Here is an 18,807-nt window from a genome sequence, read left to right as displayed (position 1 = left end):
GAATCTAACTAATGAATAAATATTGTGAGCTCATTCGGGAAAAATATGCTCAAATCGGCAGTAATGAATTAGGCTATGTTGAAGATGCGTTAGGAGCCGTTATGTTGGTTTTAAATGAAGTTGCAGCTGATAAACAAGTACCTACTGAACTTAGAGAGAAAGCTGCTTATGCAGCAGCTAACTTATTAATGAGTGACTATGACATTAAATAGCCGTTGGTAAATTGATAATAAAACGTGTCGATTTATCATCTGATTCTACATAAATTGATCCCTTATGGGTTTCAATAATGGATTTAACAATGGCTAGCCCAATACCTGCGCCGGAACTGTCATTACGATGACGTGATTCATCGACACGATAGAATCGGTCAAAAAGATGTGGTAAATGTTTTTTATCAATTTTTTTGCCCGGATTAGAGATAATAATCTTAACCCGTTTTTCACTCATTTGACTTAACGTGATAGTTATGACCTCGTTATTCGGTGTATAACGAATCGCATTAGACAAAATATTACCAATTGCACGCCCTAACATCATTTTATCACCTTGTATGTGAGAACAGTGACCGTCGAGTTGAAAAGTAATATTTTTTTCATCGGTGAGAGGCTCAAAATAATCACACATCATCATAACCATGTTAGTAAGATCAATGTCAATCAAATTAGGCACAAGCTGGCGATTGTCTGCCTGCGCCAAAAATAACATATCAGAAATCATTTGTGACATTTTTTCATATTCTTCTAAATTAGAATATAAAATTTCACGGTACTCATTTGTCGTACGAGCGTTATTGAGTACAATTTGCGTTTGCGTGGTAAGATTAGTAATTGGTGTACGCATTTCATGTGCAATATCGGCAGTAAAATTATGCTGACGAGTAAAAACATCTTCCATACGATTAAGCATGCTATTAAATGCTCTGACCAAGCTTACATATTTAACCGGTACTGACGAGGTTGGAATACGATAATTTAAATTATTTAAACTAATTCTTTCAATCTTCTTGATTAAGCGATTGATTGGTTTTTGAGTATAGTAAATACTGATGAATGAACCGATTAATGCTAACACACAAGAAATAATAATTAGCAGACCTAATCCGTTTCTTAATCGATTAATAAATTCAAGTTGCACATCACGACGAACGGCAACAATCGTAGTGAATCGTTTACCGTCTTCCCCTATCACCCTTGATGCCGCAATCCGATAAGATGATTTATCTATCGTCTCAATAGAAGTACTGTCATTTTCAATAATCCGTTCTAACTCTTGTGATTTTAGTGCTATCGCTAAGTTGGGGCCTCGAGTGCGATAGACTATTTTGCCCATATCATCAATGATATAAACAAATAAGTGATGATGCCCGGTGAGAATTAGCAATAAATTTTGGATAAATTCATCACGATTATCATTCGGAGAATAATAAGTTAGTTCTCTTTCTATAGAGGTAATAACCGAATTTAATTCGGTCACATTTTGTCTGATTGAAAATTTTTCAAAAGACCGCTCGATCAAATAACTGAAACAATAAAGTAGTCCACATGTTATCAGACAAACAATAATGGGTAACCGAACGGAAATTAATTTACTCTGTTTCATCTAATACATCTATTTTATAACCCATTCCACGCACAGTATGAATAAGTTTAGGTTCGAATCCAGCATCTATTTTGTTACGTAACCGTCTTATGGCTACATCAATCACATTAGTATCGCTATCAAAATTCATATCCCAAACTTGTGAAGCAATTAACGATCGCGGTAACACTTCACCCGGATAACGTAAGAAGTATTCAAGTAATAAAAACTCTTTATTGGTGAGATCGATACGTTTATCTGAACGCGTCACTGTTCGCTTTGGCAAATCCATGACTAAATCAGCAATACTTAATTGATAATTGTTTACTTGCGGCACATTTCGTCTTAATAACGATTTAACTCTCGCTAATAATTCAGCGAATGAAAAAGGCTTCACTAAATAATCGTCGGCACCTAAATTTAATCCTTTAACTTTATCTTCAACACTTCCCATTGCTGTCAGCAATATAATTTGGGTGTCTTTACCCGCTTCACGCAATGACTGAACAATTTTCCAACCAACAATATCCGGTAACATTACATCCAGGATAATTAAATCATAATCTTCTGTCATTGCCCGATGATAGCCATCTAAACCATTTTTGGTTAGGTCAACAATAAAGCCTGATTCAATTAATCCTTGACGAAGGTATTCACCTGTTTTCTGTTCATCTTCAACAACTAACAATTTCATTTTAAATATTTCCTTTGCCAAAGTATCAGGTTATCTAACTTACATAATACTGTTCCTATGATATATGAAAAGTTCAAAAACATTCATGATATTTCCATGACTATTTTGTAATCTACTTGTCATTAATCCGTTTGAATGTGTTTGTTATAGTATCCACACAATGATTCATGAGGCTAGACATTATTGTTTCATTGTTTTATTTCCTTTCATCCATTCCTTGCAATTTAATGCAGCCCTAGTTTATCTAGGGTTTTTTTTGCTTATAAATCACGATAAGCTCGAATTAATCTCTGAAACAATAAATGATTGACTTTAAAATCTCGGCATTCTAACAAAAATAACTGAATCTGAATATCAAATTCAGTTATTTTTATGCAAAACTACGCCTGTTTCGATGTGTTCTGTATAAGGAAACTGATCAAACAAAGCAAAATGTTTAATCGAGTGCGTTTCTGTCAGTTGCTGTAAATTTTCACGCAATGTATGAGGGTTACAAGAAATATAAATAATGGTTTTATAACTTTTTAAATTATTTAATGTTTCTATGTCTAATCCTGCACGAGGAGGATCAACAAGTACCGTATCACACTGATAGTCATCTAAATTAATTCCTTTCAATCGATTAAATTCTCGTTCTTTTCTTATAGCTGACGTAAACTCTTCAGCCGATAATCGAGCAATAATCAGATTATTAATATGATTGACCGCAATATTATGTTGTGCCGAATAGACCGAAGCTTTGGCAATTTCAGTGGCTAATACCTTTCGGAAATTTCGAGCCAACGCAATTGAAAAATTACCATTTCCACAATAAAACTCTAGCAGATCACCGGATAAACCTTGGGTGACCGAAGTAGCCCACTCAAGCATTTTAATATTGACGGCTGCATTAGGCTGCGTAAAACTATTTTCAACTTGGCGATAAATCAAATTGTTACCCATAACCGGTAAAACTTCATCAACATAATCAACATCAATAACAATTTTTTGATTACTTGCTCGACCGATAATATGGCAGTTAACACCTTGTTCAGCTAACTGTTGCTTTAATTTTTCAGCTTCTACCCGCCATTCATCGGATAATTTTTTATGATATAAAAGTGTAATAAGCAGTTCACCACTTAATGTCGAAAAATAATCGATTTGAAAAAGCATATGGCGAAGCAAATAATTAGGTTTTAAAAGTGGAATAATTTTTTGCATAGCATCATTAACAAGTGCTGTTACAATCGGGAAAGTTTCTACTTTTATTCGCTTTTTTGTATTTTTATCGTACATGATATGATAAAGGTCATCTTTATCATGCCATATTCTAAATTCTGCACGCATACGATAATGACTGATTGGAGACGAATAAACGGTTAAATCAGGTAGTGAAAAATGTGATAAAAGCGCTTTTAAATTCGTGACTTTATTTTCAAGCTGTTGTTGATATTTTTCGTTAGAGAAACATTCTGCCATTTTAATTATCAGATTATTAAAAAGTGGTTATAAAAAATTAGTCAATTTGATTTAATGCTATAGACTAAACAGAGATATAAAAATTGATTTTCGCTTAGTATATCACAATAGATTTTAGCCCCATTATTTTATCTATGTTATCATAAACCACTATCAATGGTAAGCCTGATACCACCCAACGTTAACTTTAAGTCACTTGCCATCAAATTTGCATCATGAAATTCAATTTATGCAGTTGGTCAGAATTGACGTTTCTCTTAATGAATATTACATTCACTTAAATAAGTTATTTTCATTCATTGACATTAATTATCTGGGGATTTACTAAAATTAGCGCATTAAGCTTTCATTTGGTTGAAATGTTGGTATCACCATAGACAATCATTGGTGTGATAATATTGTAGTTATATTGATTGCCGTTATAATGTGTTTTAAATTTCTCGTTATAAAGGTCATTATGACAACGCAAACTTTTTCCGATTTACAAATAGATGATGTATTAATTAACAATCTCGAAGCCCAAAATATTATTACCCCTACTGTAATTCAAGCACAAACGATCCCTGTAGCTTTAGATGGCAAAGATATCTTAGGATCGGCACCAACCGGTACCGGTAAAACACTTGCTTTTTTAATCCCAGCGGTACAACATCTTTTAGACTTTCCGCGTCGAAAACCGGGGCCACCAAGAATTTTAATTTTAACGCCAACGCGTGAGCTTGCAATGCAAATTGCAGAACAGGCAAAAAACTTAACGCAATCAACGCATCTGAGTATTGCGACAATTACTGGTGGTGTCGCTTATATGAATCATGCAGAAGTATTTAGTAAAAACCAAGACATTGTCATTGCCACAACCGGACGACTATTGCAGTATATTAAAGAAGAAAACTTCGACTGCCGAGCGGTGGAAATGTTGATATTAGATGAAGCCGATCGCATGTTAGACATGGGCTTTTCACAAGATGTGGAAACAATTTCTGCCGAAACCCGTTGGCGCAAACAAACCTTACTTTTTTCAGCGACACTGGAAGGTGAAGGTTTATTCAATTTTGCCAGTCGAATTCTCGATCAGCCTGTTGAAATTAATGCGACTCCGTCCCGTAAAGAGCGTAAAAAAATCATCCAATTTTATTATCGTGCTGATGATCTCAATCATAAAGTTGCTTTATTAACCCATCTTCTCAAGCAAGATGAATTTAAAAAAACAATTGTATTTGTTCGAAAACGTGAACGGGTACACGAACTGGTAACTTGGTTACATCAAGCAGGTATAAAAAGTTGTTATTTAGAAGGCGAGATGGTACAAGCAAAACGCAATGAAGCAATAAAAAGAATCAGTAACAACACCGTAAATGTCTTAGTGGCTACTGATGTGGCTGCTCGGGGAATCGATATTGATGATGTTACACACGTCATCAATTTTGATGCGCCAAAAACAGCAGATGTCTATCTACACCGTATTGGTCGTACAGCAAGAGCAGGTAAAAAAGGGACGGCTATCATGTTAGTTGAAGCGCATGACAATGATCTATTACTGAAAATTGAACGCTATATTCAAGAACCCATAAAATTGAGAACGATTGAAGGATTACGTCCTAAAACTAAAGCACCAAAACCGACTAGCAAGAAAAAACCGTCAAATAAATCAAAATTGAAGCGTGGTGCAAAAAAACAGGATGACACAGCAAAGAAAAAAGTTAAAGTCCGTTTACGTGACACCAAAAATAAAGGTAAACCTAAACAAAAATTAAGCGAATCGAATAATTCAAAAGTTTGACATAGTCAGAGCTTATGAAAGCGATTGTTAATAACAACTTGGACAATTTTTATCAGTTGCTATAATACATTCCATCAAGGTTTACAATATTTTTTGGTTTTATACAAGGAGAAACACATGACATTAGTCACGCGAAAAGCACCTGATTTTACTTCATCAGCAGTTTTAGGTTCTGGTGAAATTGTAAATAACTTTAATTTAACTCAGCATATTCAAGGTAAATATGCCGTTGTATTCTTTTGGCCAATGGATTTTACTTTTGTTTGTCCATCAGAAATTATTGCTTTCGATCATCGTCTTGAAGAATTCAAAAAACGTGGTGTTGAAGTTATTGGTGTTTCAATGGACTCAGAATATGTTCATAACGCATGGCGAAACACTCCGCAAGATAAAGGTGGAATTGGCGAAGTTAAATTCCCAATTGTTGCCGATATCAAGCACACTATTATGCAAGCTTATGGTGTTGAACATCCTGAAGCAGGTGTAGCGCTTCGTGCATCATTCTTTATTGATAAAAATGGAATTGTTCGTCACGAGACTATCAATGATTTACCTATTGGGCGTAATATTGATGAAATGATCCGTATTGTTGATGCTTTCCAATTCCATGAAGAACACGGTGAAGTTTGCCCTGCACAATGGACTAAAGGTAAACAAGGTATGCAAGGCAATCCTAATGGTGTTGCAAGCTACTTAAAACAACACGCTAACGAACTTTAATATTCTACTCTATACTGAATAACTTATTGAAAAGATTAACTTTCAATTCAAGTTACTTTGTTAAACCGGAGATGTTCTCCGGTTTTTTTTATTCTTAATTGTTTTCTTAATTCCCTTTTTACTTTGAATAAATTCATTCAATAGTTTTGTGTACATTAACTAGAAGATGAAAAGATTGAAATGAATGTCTATTTAGATAAATTCTGTGACTTGAAACGGATCTTTTATCAATAAAAATACTTTATCAAATTGAGTTATCCAGTTGAAAATAGTTTGCGAACGATTAAAAACAATAATGGAAAATAATTTAACACTTCGTTTTACATTGTCATATGCAGTCCAACCACGCCAACAATAATAATGACCAATCCCAATAAACGCGGTAAATTTTTAGGCTCATTGAATAAAAACATATTGGCAAATACTGCTCCGGATGTGCCAAGTCCAACCCATACGGGGTAAACAATACTCAGTTCAAGATAATGAAGGGAGAAATAAAAAAGAACAAAAGAAACAAAAAATCCGCCCCAATATAAAACTAATCTTATTATTTTTTTTTGTTCAGCATAGAGCTTCAATCCTATTGCCCCTATCACTTCAAAAAATGATGCTGTTAATATTAAAAGCCATCCCATAATAAAATCCTCAATCTGATCTTTGTCGATTAACTATCTGTACGTTTAAGTTGCACAACGCCAATTATGATTAATGCTACAAAAAAGAGTTGCATCATTTTGATTTCTTTACCAAAAAGCACCATATCAATAATCGTTGCCCCAACGGCACCAACGCCGGAAAATATGGCATAAACAGTGCCTGTTGGAATGGTCTTACAGGCATTAGTTAAAAATGTAAAATCGACAATAATTAATGTGATAATAATCATCCAATGCCAATACTCCGTTGCAACACTAAATCCTAAAATCCAACATAATTCAAAAAAGCAGGTCAATATAACAAATCCCCACTCTTTATTAATGCTAAACATAGCTACCTCGCTGCTATCATTTTACTTATTGCTTGATTTTGCTTTTTCTACCGATGTTTATATCGTTGAAAAATAAGATGGTTCGCAAACATGAAGGTTTGCCACCGAAAGATCAACATGTTAATGCAGAAAAACTACGTGGTTTAAGATTAAACTAACTTAAGTCGCACTAAAACATTTTGATATATCATTACTAGTTTACTTAGCTTATTCTTATTCAATTCTATAATGAAGATACAAAATTGGCAAGGCTAACCCTGATCATTCGCTATTTCAGTGTTTCATTAAAAAATTGAAGATAAGTTGATTAAAACGGTTTAAACAGATATGAATAAATGTTTAAGCACACAATTACACGTAAATTTACTTCCCTATATAAAAGGAAGTAAACTTCTAACGTAATGATTATAAAGACTGTAAATAGTTTGCTATATCTTCTATTGTCACGACAGGCAATTGATGCTTTTTAGCGAATTCAACCACTTGGGGCGCTCTTGCCATTGAACCATCATCATTCGTTAATTCGCAAATCACAGCGGCAGGTTTCAATCCAGCTAGCTTGACCAAATCAACCGATGCTTCAGTGTGTCCTCGACGAGCAAGTACTCCGCCTTCTTTTGCTACCAGTGGAAAAACATGACCAGGATGATTTAAGTCACTGGGTTTAGCTTCATCGGCTACGGCAGCTTTAATCGTGGTAACGCGATCTGCCGCTGATACGCCAGTTGACACACCCTTTGCCGCTTCAATTGAAATAGTAAAGGCAGTATGATTTTTACTGGTATTGTTTGCCACCATCATGGGAAGATTCAATTTTTCACATTGTTCTTTTGGCATACATAAGCAAACGATTCCACTTCCATAACGAATTGTCAGTGCCATTTGTTCTGTCGTTATGGTTTGCGCTGCCCAAATAATATCACCTTCATTTTCCCGATCTTCATCATCTAAAACTAACACGCCTTGCCCTGCTTGAATCGATGCAATCGCTTTTTTGACACGTTCTGATGGGGTTCCAAATTCATTTAAATTAAACTGATTCATGGTAAATACCTAGGTCCTTTTTTAATATATTTATTATTTTTCTAAATTATCTTGGTATTCCAAATTAATACTCATCAATCGTATTTTATGCATTTCCAAGCTAATTTAATTAAAAATAAACTTAATACCAGAATCAGGGCTGTGCTTGACCATAGTGATATTGCTAAAAAGTAAACTATGCAACTAATAGCAAATTAAGAAAAGATAAGCAACTCTCTTTTATCCAGACTTTCACTGTCGGCTTTGGAATTTCACCAAATCTGCTAGACCTTAATACCTATTAATCATCTTCAAATTCACTTCAAATCATTTTGCACAACAATGAAATTGATTAGCTATTTGAAATATTGACTGACTAAAATATTAAGCGCTCGTGGGCTATACCACCGGTGGGGACTTGCACCCCGCCCTGAGAATTTTGTTAGTAAACTAACACTCAACACTATAATATAAATCTAGTAAAAAGACACGGATATTTTGAAAGGAAAATATTGCCGCATTGTGCGGCAATATTAAGTTTTAAAAAGATTTAATGCAAGCGAGTTTCACGCAATCGACGACGTTCAGATTTACGCATCCATAACCACGAAATAAATCCAATAATGCCAACAATTAACAAAATAATTGTGGCAAGTGCATTAACTTGAGGATCCACACCTAAGCGAACTTTGGAGAAGATCAGTTTAGGTAATGTCATCGCACCTGGGCCGGTCACAAAATTAGCAATAACCACATCGTCAAGTGATAATGTGAATGCAAGCAACCACCCTGACACTAATGCCGGCGCAATCATTGGTAAAGTAATCACGAAAAAGACTTTTAATGGATTTGCGCCTAAATCTAATGCAGCTTCTTCAATGGATTTATCCAACTCTCGTAACCGTGCGCTAATAACGACGGTGACATAAGCTGTACAAAATGTAGTATGAGCCATCCAAATCGTGATCGCCCCGCGATCTTTTGGCCAACCCAGTACCTGCCCCATTCCTACAAAGAGCAATAGCAAAGCTAAACCCGTTATTACATCAGGCATAACCAAAGGTGCTGTTGTCATAAAAGAAAACAGATTTGACCCACGAAAACGCCTAAAACGGATAATGGCAAAAGCAGCTAAAGTACCAAGTACAATCGCAAATGTTGCTGCACAAGCTGCGATAGTTAAACTTAAACCAACCGCCTTGAGTAAAGTTTGATTATGAATCAATTCAACGTACCATTTGGTTGAAAATTCTGCCCAAACAGTCACCAAACGTGAACTATTAAATGAATAAACAATCAAAATAATCATTGGGATATATAAAAAAGAGAATACCGCCAATAATATAAGCCCTTTTAAACATCGGCAAGCTAACGCTAATGTAATAATTAACGTGACAATCAGACTAAAAACAAAACAGCCCACGTAAACACTGCCATTTGTAATAAGTTCAAATCCCGATGATGAAATTAAAAGCGTTAATATAAATGAACCGATCAACAATGACACAAAGACAATCAAAGCTGAACGTAGGATAATTGGTAAATTGTTCATCTATTTACCTCCCATTTGTCGATTTTGGAATTTGTTGAAATAATAAATCGGCACAATCAATATTAACAACATCACCGATGCAACCGCTGAAGCAGCAGGCCAATCATGATTATTAAAGAATTCTGTCCATAACTGAGTACCTATCATGATTCCTTCTGACGGCCCCAATAATTCAGGAATAACATATTCACCAACGGCAGGAATAAACACTAACATTCCCCCTGCAATTACTCCATTTTTTGTCAATGGTACAATGATTTGAAAGAAGGTTTTAATCGGTTTACAGCCTAAATCTAACGACGCTTCAATTAGCGTTGAATCAACTTTGATTAACGATGTATAAATCGGTAAAACGACAAAAGGCAAATAGGAATACACAATTCCTATATACACAGCGAAATAGGTTTTCATAATGATTAACGGCTGATCGATAACGCCTAACCACATTAAAAAATGATTTAAAAGCCCATTAGGATTTAAAATACCTATCCACGCATAAACACGAATCAAAAAAGATGTCCATGACGGTAAAATAATCAGTAAAAGCAAAATATTTCGCGTTGACGGTTTACATTGCGAAATAGCCCAAGCTAGTGGGTAACCAATTAAAATACATAATAAAGTTGATATTGCCGCAATTTTTAATGATTGCAAATAAGAATCAAAATAGATGGTATCACTCAATAAATTGAGATAATTACCAAAATTTAAGGTTATATTGAGCAATCCATCGTCAAAGCTAAATAAATCCGTATACGGCGGAACAGCGGATGCTATTTCGGAAAAACTGATCCTAAAAACAATTAAAAATGGTAATAAAAACAGTAGCAGCATCCATAAATATGGAATAGCAATGACTGTTAAACGACCATAAAGCGTCATCAAATCTGTATCATCAGGCTGTTTTTTAATTTTCTTAATTGCAAAATAAATAGCAACTAAACCAGCGGGTATAAATAGAATACTGCCAGCAATAATCATTCGATAAGCAAGTCTAGAAGGCTTGTAATTTGCTAAAAACAAACCAAAACATGACATTAAAAAACTTAATACTAATGCAGTAAATAGCGCATCTAAAAATAAGTTATCAAATGCATCTGTGGTGACAAAACGCCAATAAACACAGAGCAAGACAAATGCATTTAATACTACACTCCAAAAAATGGAACGCATCGTTATATCCTCTTTTGTTTATTCGGTAAGTACCACACAGCTATCAACTTCCCAACTTAGGTTAACTATATCTCCCCAAGTAGGCATTCCTTTTCGATAACGGTGCTCATTTTGTAGTTGTGCAATGATAATTTGCCCACTTGATAACTTAACATGATATATTGATAAATCACCTAAATAGGCAATTTCAACTACTTCACCTGTTGCAACGTTATAACCGTCTTCTGGAATGTCGTCACATAATTTGATTTTTTCCGGTCGAAGCGCAACTTGAATTGGCACACCTTCAACCGCTGGTGAATCATAATCAACTTTTATTGGATGTTTTATCATTGGACAGCTAATAATCAATCCGTCTTCAAGTGTTTCTTGTAAAATGCCATCAAACACATTTACCGATCCAATAAACTCAGCACTATAACGACTGTTTGGATGTTCATAAATTTCTTCAGGCTCACCAATTTGAACAAATTGACCTTTATTCATAATGGCAATACGACCAGCCATGGTCATGGCTTCTTCTTGATCATGGGTAACCATAACACAAGTTGCCCCTACTTGTTCTAAAATACTGACAACTTCAAGTTGCATACGATCACGCAGTTGCTTATCTAACGCTCCCATCGGTTCGTCAAGAAGCAATAATTTTGGACGTTTTGCTAAACTACGTGCTAACGCTACGCGTTGTCTTTGACCACCAGATAATTGATGTGGCTTACGTTTTCCAAATTGTTCCATATGCACAAGCGCAAGCATTTCTTCAACACGGTGTTTGATCTCTTTATTGTCTAATCTATCTTGCTTTAAACCAAAAGCAATATTTTGCTCAACCGTCATGTGAGGAAAGAGAGCATACGATTGAAACATCATATTGATTGGGCGATTATAAGGCGGAACTTGCGACAAATCTTTACCATCTAAAATAATTTGCCCAGATGTTGGTTGTTCAAATCCTGCTAACATTCGTAATAGGGTCGATTTACCACTACCTGAAGCACCAAGCAAAGCAAAAATTTCACCGGTGTAGATAGTGAGATTAATATCATCAACAGCATAATAATCATCATTAAACACTTTGGTTAAATTTTTGATCTCCAATAATGGCGTAACCATCTTTTTTTTAGGCTGAACCTGAATTGTTGTTTTATTATTCACTCTTTTTTCCTCATAACAACAAGCCATAAAAAACGAAACGGAAAGATTAAATCAATCTCTCCGTTTATAATAAATAACACTTAATAATCAATTATTTGTTAAAACTTTATCGACCAGTTTTAAGTTTTGTCCACGTACGAGTAATCACGCGTTCAAGTTTAGGTTCTTTAACTTTTAATGTAAACAATTTTTCCATGACTTCAGGTGATGGATAAACCGCAGGATCGTTTTTAATTTCCGGTTTAACAAAATTGTCATTTGCGACTTTATTGGCACTCGCAAAATTAACATCATTCGTCACTTGTGCAGCGATTTCTGGCTTCATGATAAAGTTTAAAAATTCATGGGCTTCATCAACATTAGCCGCATCTTTTGGAATCGCAAAAGTATCAAAAAAGACTAATGCCCCTTCTTTAGGTATTTGATAACCGATATGGACACCATTTTTAGCCTCATTTGCGCGATCTCGTGCTTGTAAAATATCGCCAGACCAACCTAAAATGACACAAATATCACCATTAGCAAGGTCGGTTATATATTGAGATGAATGAAAATAACGAATATTCGGTCTTACTTTTGCTAAAAGATCATAAGCCGCACCAGTATAATCTTTGGCATCAGTGCTATTAGGATCTTTACCTAAATATTGTAACGCACTGGCAAAAATTTCAGTAGGCGCATCTAAAAATGCAACACCACAATCTTTAAGTTTTTCCATGTTTTCAGGTTTAAAGACTAAATCCCAACTATTAACTGGGGCATCTTCACCTAAACGCTCTTTGACTTTATCGATATTATAACCGATACCCGTTGTCATCCAGACATAAGGAATAGCATAAGTATTATCTGGGTCATGGGTCGCCATTAGTTTCATTAAGTTAGGATCAAGATTTTTCCAATTCGGTAATTTACTTTTATCTAATGGAAGATAAATACCTGACTTAATCTGTCTTGCTAAAAAGCTATCAGAAGGTGAAACAACATCAAAGCCGGAATGCCCCGCCATGAGTTTTCCTTCAAGTGCTTCATTAGAGTCATAAACATCATAAACAAGTTTAATTCCTGTTGATTTTTCAAAATCATTAATGGTTTCATGACCAATTTGACCTGCCCAATTATAAAAATGTACGACACGATCTTTAGCAATAGCAGATTGAGATAACGCTAGTGTGACACCAGCAAGAATTGAAAGAATTGTTTTACGTTGAGTAAACATGCTCACCACTTCTCCTCTAGTAATAGGGATATTACATGTTAAACACAAGCCCACTGAATCAAAACAATGGACCCCCAAATTTTACCAAAAACCTGTTAAAAAACATAGTCTGGCGAAACCGAGGTAAGCAAGCAAATTATTTATTATTATATTGATAAAAATAAATGGTTAGCTTTGCATTACGTGGCATAAAATACCTTTTTTTTCAAAGAAGTCTACATAAAATGTAAAATAACTTAAGATTTGAGATTGAGTGACGATATTTTGTTCACTCAACCCTTTTTAACGATACTAAAAATAGATAACGCCAATAGCGTCCTTTCCAATTTTATTCAGCTATGGCTGGTAGAATTTTTGCATCAGGTTGCCAAACACGATACTTAATTTGGAAATCATTTGGTGCATAAATGACAATTGGTAAGCGACTATTATAGTCTAACCAACCCAAATTATGATGAAGAGTAACAAACTGATTTTTATTAGAACCTGCCGGGCAAGCCATCATGGTTGATAGAACACCGTTACCGGCTTCTACAACATAATAAGAATAACCCCAACCTTTTAATTCTTCCTCTTTAACTGTCCCTGCCAAACGTTGAGAATTACAATCAACATTCATTTCTTTGCCAATTAGTAATTCAATACGAGCATTATTCTCATCAGGCAATGCAGGTAGATTTATTGCAAAACGGGTGTAACCAGCTTTCGCTTCAGGATAAGGTGCAATGTCATTCACATTTTGCACTGTTTCTGGCAATTTAGTTTTTTCAGCACAAGCAAATAAAGATACGCCCATTAAGGCTACCAATATTATTTTTTTCATTTTTTTGTCTCCTGTAAAAATAGGTTCATTAATATTGCATGATATGCTTTTTAAATGATAATGCGTATAATAGCATTATATTTACTATTTACTATGGTTATAAAATGCCTAAAGAAAAAAATACTAATGATTTATTAAAATTAATTCTTAATCTGCTATTAATTGGATTATTTATCATCATTACTTATCGGATTGTTGAACCTTTTTTGTTTGGATTCTTCTGGGCGGTCATGGTCGTGATTGCAACTTGGCCACTTATGATCAAAATTCAAAACAAACTTTTCCATAAACGCTGGTTATCTTTGTTGGTTATGGCATTAATTTTAGCCTTTGTTTGTGTCATTCCTTTTCTTCTCATTATTAGTAGTGTAGCACAAAATGGACACTATCTGATTGAATGGGCAAAATCACTATCTCATCACGAGTTACCCACTCTTGATTGGCTAAATAGCATTCCTATGTTTGGTGAGGAATTACATCAAAAATGGTTAGAGCTGATCAAAACCGATGGTTCAGATTTAATGAGCAATGTTCAACCCTATATTGGCACTATGATTAAGTGGTTGATCGAGCAAGTAACTAATTTAGGTATTTTCATTTTCCATGCTGGTGTCATGATTATTTTTAGCCTGTTACTTTTCTTAAAAGGTGAAAGTATTACCAAATATGTTTATGTATTTGCTAATCGACTCTCTAAACAATATGGCGAAACAACCGTCACCTTAGCAGGCCAATCAATTCGTGCAGTCGCATTAGGCGTAGTGGTAACCGCCATTACTTTAGCTTTAATTGGTGGTTTAAGCTTTGTGTTAACGAATATGCCGTTAGCGGGTCTATTAACTCTAGTACTATTTATTTGTTGTGTTGCCCAAATTGGGCCAGTTGTCGTCATGCTAGGTTGTATAATTTGGCAATTTTGGAGTGGTCATACGGCTTCAGGTATTATCTTAATTGTCGTCGCAGTAATACTGACGACACTTGATAGTGTTATGCGTGCTTATTTAATCAAAAAAGGCGCTGATTTACCTTTTTTACTTATTCTATTTGGTGTTATTGGTGGATTACTTGGATTTGGTATTATGGGATTATTCATCGGGCCAGTCGTATTAGCCTTAACCTATAAAATTATTCAGACATGGGTTGATGAACAATCTTAAACAATTTATTATCATCCCGAAAATAAGATTTTATAACGTTGTGACTAAACACATTAACAAATGTTGTATAAAAAGGAGAATTATTTTCTGATATAATTCGTATTACTCAACGATATGCGTCAGTTAAAATGATATAGAAATCATGCGAATACCATTTATAAAATATAATCACCAAAAACAGCTTGATGAATTAGCAAAAATTTCTCAACATGCCGATCAATACCGTATCATATATAATCCTACAGACTATCGGCTTGCTTTGCTTGATGCAATTAAACATGCCAAGGAACGCATCTATATTGTTGCGTTATATTTAGAGCAAGATGAAGCAGGAAAAGAATTTCTTAAAGAATTATATAATGTTAAGCAACAAAATCCCAATTTAGATATAAAAATCTTTGTCGATTGGCATCGAGCACAACGCGGTAGGATTGGTGAAGACAAAAGTCAAACTAATGCAAAATATTATTACCAATTAAAACAAGAAAATCCTCAAGTTGATATTCCTATTTATGGTGTGCCTGTTAATCGCCGTGAAGTGCTGGGCGTTCTTCACCTTAAAGGGTTTATTATCGATGATACCGTGATTTATAGCGGTGCAAGTATAAATAACGTCTATTTACATAAGCTGGATAAATATCGCTATGACCGCTACCACTTTATTACCAATAAAGTACTCGCCGATAGTATGGTGAACTATATTAATGACAATTTTTTACCTTTTAGCGGATTACAACGGCTGGATGGTGAAAACCATAAAACCAGAAAACAACTAAAAGCTGAGATTAAAGCCCTTCGTCAACATTTAATGAATGCAAAATATCATTATACGGGCGATGCCGATAATCAATCCCTTTCAGTATCCCCTATTTCAGGTTTAGGCCGTAATAACTCATTAAATAGAACGATACATCACCTAATTAATATTACTCAGCAAAAAATTATCTTTTGTACCCCTTATTTCAACTTACCTAATATTTTAGTTCGTGACATTATTCGCTTATTGCGCAAAGGTAAACAAGTAGAAATTATAATCGGTGACAAAATCGCCAATGATTTCTATATTCCAGAAGATAAACCTTTCAATATTTCAGGTGGGTTACCTTATTTATATGAAATTAACTTAAGAAAATTTATCGAACGAATGCAACCTTTTATTGATAAAGAACAACTCATTATTCGATTATGGAAAGATGGCGAACAAACTTATCACCTTAAAGGTATTTGGGTTGATAAAAAATGGGTATTAATTACGGGTAATAATCTTAACCCAAGGGCATGGCGATTAGATCTTGAAAATGGTATTTTAATTCATGATCCTAAACAAGAATTGCAAGATCAGTTTGATAAAGAACTTGATACAATCAGAGAAAAAACCACATTGGTGACACATTTTCAACAAATTCAAGCCAGCCAGTTTTATCCACCTCACGTACATAAGTTAATTAAAAGATTAACTCGCATACGTGTTGATCGGATCATAAAACGCTTATTATAAAACGAAAATAAATGATAGGCTGTTAGTAAATCGTCAACTAAAATAAGCTATAGAGAATAAAATTGACTAGTTATTAAAGATAGTAACAACTGTTCTTAGTCAAATTTCATCTCTATAGCTTTAAAAATTTAACGAAATAATATTTATTCAGGGCTATTTTTTTGCAAACTTAAAACCGTTCGGCCATTTGAAGCACTAATTGCAAAAATATCAATCGCTCTAAGCACAATGCGTCTAAACGGCTGTTATCTTAGTATTTTTAGAAGCATAGCAATTATACAAAGAATATTGCTTGATTTTTCAATAATTAAACAATAACACAATCATTCATCACAGTATCTACAGGCTGACCATTAATATAAAAAAACCGTAACCGACAACATCACCAAGTCCAATCCAAGCAATACCAGCTCTAACAGTTAATGCTACTCTATTTTGTATAACTTATTTTCGTAAAATGGTTTATCCTTGTGCATACAGGGAACACGTGCATTTAGCTAAATAAACATTGGGTACATACGGTTTATCCCTGTGTATACAGAGAACACGCGTCCGCCACTAAAACTAACTACGTGTTTCGATGGTTTATCCCTGTGTATACAGGGAACACCAAATAAAATGGTTAAGAGAAAACAAGTTTTGCGGTTTATCCCTGTGTATACAGGGAACACGCATGAATTGAGATGCGCTTATACGGTCACTCACGGTTTATCCCTGTGTATACAGGGAACACATTTTTAGTTGAGATTATGGACGTACTATCGCCGGTTTATCTCTGTGTATACAGGGAACACGTGATTTTCCCCCGACCCATTTTAAAAATGATCGGTTTATCCCTGTGTATACAGGGAACACGATTATATAGCGACGGACTGAGAGGAGATGAACGGTTTATCCCTGTGTATACAGGGAACACTTCCCCACTGTTTTAAGTTGTCCCAAATATTGCGGTTTATCCCTGTGTATACAGGGAACACCCGCATCATTTCCCGACCGTCGACAGCGCGCCCGGTTTATCCCTGTGTATACAGGGAACACTAACTTATCACCAACTGTTAAAGCCTCGCCAGCGGTTTATCCCTGTGTATACAGGGAACACCCAGGTAAAACACATTTTAAGTTAGAACACGACGGTTTATCCCTGTGTATACAGGGAACACCCTAATTATAACCTATTGTTTATTAATTAAAATAGCAAAGTGTAAAATTCTACCAACTTTTTTTTGTTTTTTTAGGCGATCTGCTTTGTTAGCCATCTAAAATAGAATTAAATATTTATCATATAGTTAGTTACTTTCCAAATGATATTTTAGGCATTTCATCTTTTTACAACTTTCTTGCGTACCAGCCTATTTTTGCCTACAGCCTGACTTGTCTTGTTTCATTAATTGGTCATGACTAATTGCCATGTATCATCTTCCTTTTGTGCCCTCGCCTTATTTTTACTTAACTAATGGGCTATCCCATTAATTCACTTAGCAAATCTAAGCGATAAATAATCAGTTAGTGTTTAAAAGTATGTTCAATAATTTTACGGATGAAGGGGTTGTACTTTAGCAACTAAATACACGGTCGCTATATTTTCAATCGTTTAAAAATTAACAATTGATGATTAAACCGAATATAAAGAAATTATACCTATATTCAAAGAGCCAAAAATAAATTCATTATTCTAACTTTGATCGGCTATTGCTTGTGCAATACCATTTGATTAATGATTTATAATTAAAATTTGTTTGTTGAGATTAAAAAAATAACGGGTAATTATTTCCAATAAATTGCGTATTTGTTTCCAAAAAAGAAAAAAAAGCTTGTCGCCTGTCAAAAAATAATCTATCCTAAAAAAATGGTTTTATATAAAAATGTAAAATAAAACCATAAAATGCAAAATGTTAGCTTTAAATCGTCGGTTTAAGCTTATGCATTACGGATTTGGTATATAAGGGATAGAGAACAACAAGCTGTATGAAATGTTATAAATTGATT

Annotated in this window: 15 protein-coding genes, 1 pseudogene, 1 CRISPR repeat array and 1 riboswitch; of the genes and pseudogenes, 5 read left to right on the top strand and 11 right to left on the bottom strand. The window is 34.5% G+C overall.

Annotation, left to right across the window (positions count from 1 at the left end; genetic code table 11):
- The first annotated feature begins 11 nt into the window (after positions 1 to 11).
- Entirely contained in the window at positions 12 to 212 is a 201-nt protein-coding gene (locus tag ACGH6P_RS01605) for a YaeP family protein (protein ID WP_411596553.1), read from the top strand.
- Here the strand turns inward: ACGH6P_RS01605 and ACGH6P_RS01600 are convergent.
- The 3 genes from ACGH6P_RS01600 to trmA form a co-directional block, all read right to left on the bottom strand.
- A complete protein-coding gene (locus tag ACGH6P_RS01600; protein ID WP_411596552.1) occupies positions 205 to 1,602 on the bottom strand; it encodes a heavy metal sensor histidine kinase in 1,398 nt (465 codons plus the stop codon). The genes ACGH6P_RS01605 and ACGH6P_RS01600 overlap by 8 nt on opposite strands.
- Complete coding sequence (locus ACGH6P_RS01595) at positions 1,589 to 2,275, bottom strand: heavy metal response regulator transcription factor (RefSeq protein ID WP_065559449.1); 687 nt, start codon at positions 2,273 to 2,275, stop codon at positions 1,589 to 1,591. Before ACGH6P_RS01595 ends, ACGH6P_RS01600 begins: the two co-directional genes overlap by 14 nt.
- A gap of 360 nt (positions 2,276 to 2,635) precedes the next feature.
- Entirely contained in the window at positions 2,636 to 3,736 is a 1,101-nt protein-coding gene (gene trmA, locus ACGH6P_RS01590; RefSeq protein WP_411596551.1) for a tRNA (uridine(54)-C5)-methyltransferase TrmA, read from the bottom strand.
- A 457-nt stretch (positions 3,737 to 4,193) separates the two neighbouring features.
- Between trmA and srmB the strand changes: the two genes are divergently transcribed.
- Both srmB and ACGH6P_RS01580 read left to right on the top strand, forming a co-directional pair.
- Positions 4,194 to 5,516, top strand: a complete 1,323-nt coding sequence (gene srmB, locus ACGH6P_RS01585) for an ATP-dependent RNA helicase SrmB (protein ID WP_267350688.1) — start codon at positions 4,194 to 4,196, stop codon at positions 5,514 to 5,516.
- A 117-nt stretch (positions 5,517 to 5,633) separates the two neighbouring features.
- Positions 5,634 to 6,236: a peroxiredoxin C gene (locus ACGH6P_RS01580; protein WP_267350686.1), complete on the top strand. Its 603-nt coding sequence runs from the start codon at positions 5,634 to 5,636 to the stop codon at positions 6,234 to 6,236.
- A 320-nt stretch (positions 6,237 to 6,556) separates the two neighbouring features.
- Here ACGH6P_RS01580 and ACGH6P_RS01575 read toward each other — a convergent pair whose 3' ends face one another.
- From ACGH6P_RS01575 to eco, 8 genes and pseudogenes are all read right to left on the bottom strand, one after another.
- Positions 6,557 to 6,871 (bottom strand): DMT family transporter, encoded by a 315-nt coding sequence (locus ACGH6P_RS01575; protein WP_267350685.1) that lies wholly within the window; start codon positions 6,869 to 6,871, stop codon positions 6,557 to 6,559.
- 29 nt (positions 6,872 to 6,900) lie between these two features.
- The gene (locus ACGH6P_RS01570; RefSeq protein WP_267350683.1) at positions 6,901 to 7,224 is read right to left on the bottom strand and encodes a DMT family transporter; all 324 of its coding nucleotides are present in this window, start codon (positions 7,222 to 7,224) and stop codon (positions 6,901 to 6,903) included.
- Between the two features lie 405 nt (positions 7,225 to 7,629).
- On the bottom strand, positions 7,630 to 8,268 hold the full coding sequence (gene ribB, locus ACGH6P_RS01565; RefSeq protein WP_267350682.1) for a 3,4-dihydroxy-2-butanone-4-phosphate synthase: 639 nt from the start codon (positions 8,266 to 8,268) through the stop codon (positions 7,630 to 7,632).
- 207 nt (positions 8,269 to 8,475) lie between these two features.
- Positions 8,476 to 8,689: riboswitch (FMN riboswitch) on the bottom strand.
- Between the two features lie 108 nt (positions 8,690 to 8,797).
- A complete protein-coding gene (locus tag ACGH6P_RS01560; RefSeq protein ID WP_411596692.1) occupies positions 8,798 to 9,556 on the bottom strand; it encodes an ABC transporter permease subunit in 759 nt (252 codons plus the stop codon).
- A gap of 243 nt (positions 9,557 to 9,799) precedes the next feature.
- Positions 9,800 to 10,669 (bottom strand): annotated as a pseudogene (gene potH, locus ACGH6P_RS01555) (putrescine ABC transporter permease PotH); the annotation flags it as partial.
- A gap of 321 nt (positions 10,670 to 10,990) precedes the next feature.
- On the bottom strand, positions 10,991 to 12,085 hold the full coding sequence (potG, locus tag ACGH6P_RS01550) for a putrescine ABC transporter ATP-binding subunit PotG (RefSeq protein WP_065559507.1): 1,095 nt from the start codon (positions 12,083 to 12,085) through the stop codon (positions 10,991 to 10,993).
- Between the two features lie 148 nt (positions 12,086 to 12,233).
- Positions 12,234 to 13,343, bottom strand: a complete 1,110-nt coding sequence (locus ACGH6P_RS01545; protein ID WP_065559442.1) for an extracellular solute-binding protein — start codon at positions 13,341 to 13,343, stop codon at positions 12,234 to 12,236.
- A 328-nt stretch (positions 13,344 to 13,671) separates the two neighbouring features.
- Positions 13,672 to 14,166, bottom strand: a complete 495-nt coding sequence (gene eco / locus ACGH6P_RS01540) for a serine protease inhibitor ecotin (RefSeq protein ID WP_411596550.1) — start codon at positions 14,164 to 14,166, stop codon at positions 13,672 to 13,674.
- Positions 14,167 to 14,270: 104 nt separating this feature from the next.
- On the opposite strand from eco, the gene ydiK reads away from it, so the two are divergent.
- Together ydiK and pssA are read left to right on the top strand one after the other, a co-directional pair.
- Positions 14,271 to 15,323: an AI-2E family transporter YdiK gene (ydiK, locus tag ACGH6P_RS01535; protein ID WP_267350674.1), complete on the top strand. Its 1,053-nt coding sequence runs from the start codon at positions 14,271 to 14,273 to the stop codon at positions 15,321 to 15,323.
- A gap of 142 nt (positions 15,324 to 15,465) precedes the next feature.
- Positions 15,466 to 16,821 carry a CDP-diacylglycerol--serine O-phosphatidyltransferase gene (gene pssA / locus ACGH6P_RS01530; RefSeq protein WP_267359658.1) on the top strand — a complete coding sequence of 452 codons (1,356 nt, stop codon included), beginning with the start codon at positions 15,466 to 15,468 and terminating at the stop codon, positions 16,819 to 16,821.
- Positions 16,822 to 17,279: 458 nt separating this feature from the next.
- A CRISPR array of direct repeats spans positions 17,280 to 17,981; the repeat unit is 29 nt; unit sequence CGGTTTATCCCTGTGTATACAGGGAACAC.
- Positions 17,982 to 18,807 lie beyond the last annotated feature (826 nt).

The sequence above is a fragment of the Gilliamella sp. CG25 genome (assembly GCF_046635705.1).
Taxonomy (GTDB): domain Bacteria; phylum Pseudomonadota; class Gammaproteobacteria; order Enterobacterales; family Orbaceae; genus Gilliamella; species Gilliamella apicola_I.
This window is presented reverse-complemented; position numbering and strand designations above follow the sequence as displayed.

Coding starts and splice junctions, on each gene's coding strand:
- ydiK (WP_267350674.1), top strand. CDS start 14,271: ATGCCTAAAGAAAAAAATACTAATGATTTATTAAAATTAATTCTTAAT.
- ACGH6P_RS01570 (WP_267350683.1), bottom strand. CDS start 7,224: ATGTTTAGCATTAATAAAGAGTGGGGATTTGTTATATTGACCTGCTTT.
- srmB (WP_267350688.1), top strand. CDS start 4,194: ATGACAACGCAAACTTTTTCCGATTTACAAATAGATGATGTATTAATT.
- trmA (WP_411596551.1), bottom strand. CDS start 3,736: ATGGCAGAATGTTTCTCTAACGAAAAATATCAACAACAGCTTGAAAAT.
- ACGH6P_RS01595 (WP_065559449.1), bottom strand. CDS start 2,275: ATGAAATTGTTAGTTGTTGAAGATGAACAGAAAACAGGTGAATACCTT.
- ACGH6P_RS01600 (WP_411596552.1), bottom strand. CDS start 1,602: ATGAAACAGAGTAAATTAATTTCCGTTCGGTTACCCATTATTGTTTGT.
- eco (WP_411596550.1), bottom strand. CDS start 14,166: ATGAAAAAAATAATATTGGTAGCCTTAATGGGCGTATCTTTATTTGCT.
- ACGH6P_RS01580 (WP_267350686.1), top strand. CDS start 5,634: ATGACATTAGTCACGCGAAAAGCACCTGATTTTACTTCATCAGCAGTT.
- ACGH6P_RS01575 (WP_267350685.1), bottom strand. CDS start 6,871: ATGGGATGGCTTTTAATATTAACAGCATCATTTTTTGAAGTGATAGGG.
- ACGH6P_RS01560 (WP_411596692.1), bottom strand. CDS start 9,556: ATGATTATTTTGATTGTTTATTCATTTAATAGTTCACGTTTGGTGACT.
- ribB (WP_267350682.1), bottom strand. CDS start 8,268: ATGAATCAGTTTAATTTAAATGAATTTGGAACCCCATCAGAACGTGTC.
- ACGH6P_RS01605 (WP_411596553.1), top strand. CDS start 12: ATGAATAAATATTGTGAGCTCATTCGGGAAAAATATGCTCAAATCGGC.
- pssA (WP_267359658.1), top strand. CDS start 15,466: ATGCGAATACCATTTATAAAATATAATCACCAAAAACAGCTTGATGAA.
- potG (WP_065559507.1), bottom strand. CDS start 12,085: ATGGTTACGCCATTATTGGAGATCAAAAATTTAACCAAAGTGTTTAAT.
- ACGH6P_RS01545 (WP_065559442.1), bottom strand. CDS start 13,343: ATGTTTACTCAACGTAAAACAATTCTTTCAATTCTTGCTGGTGTCACA.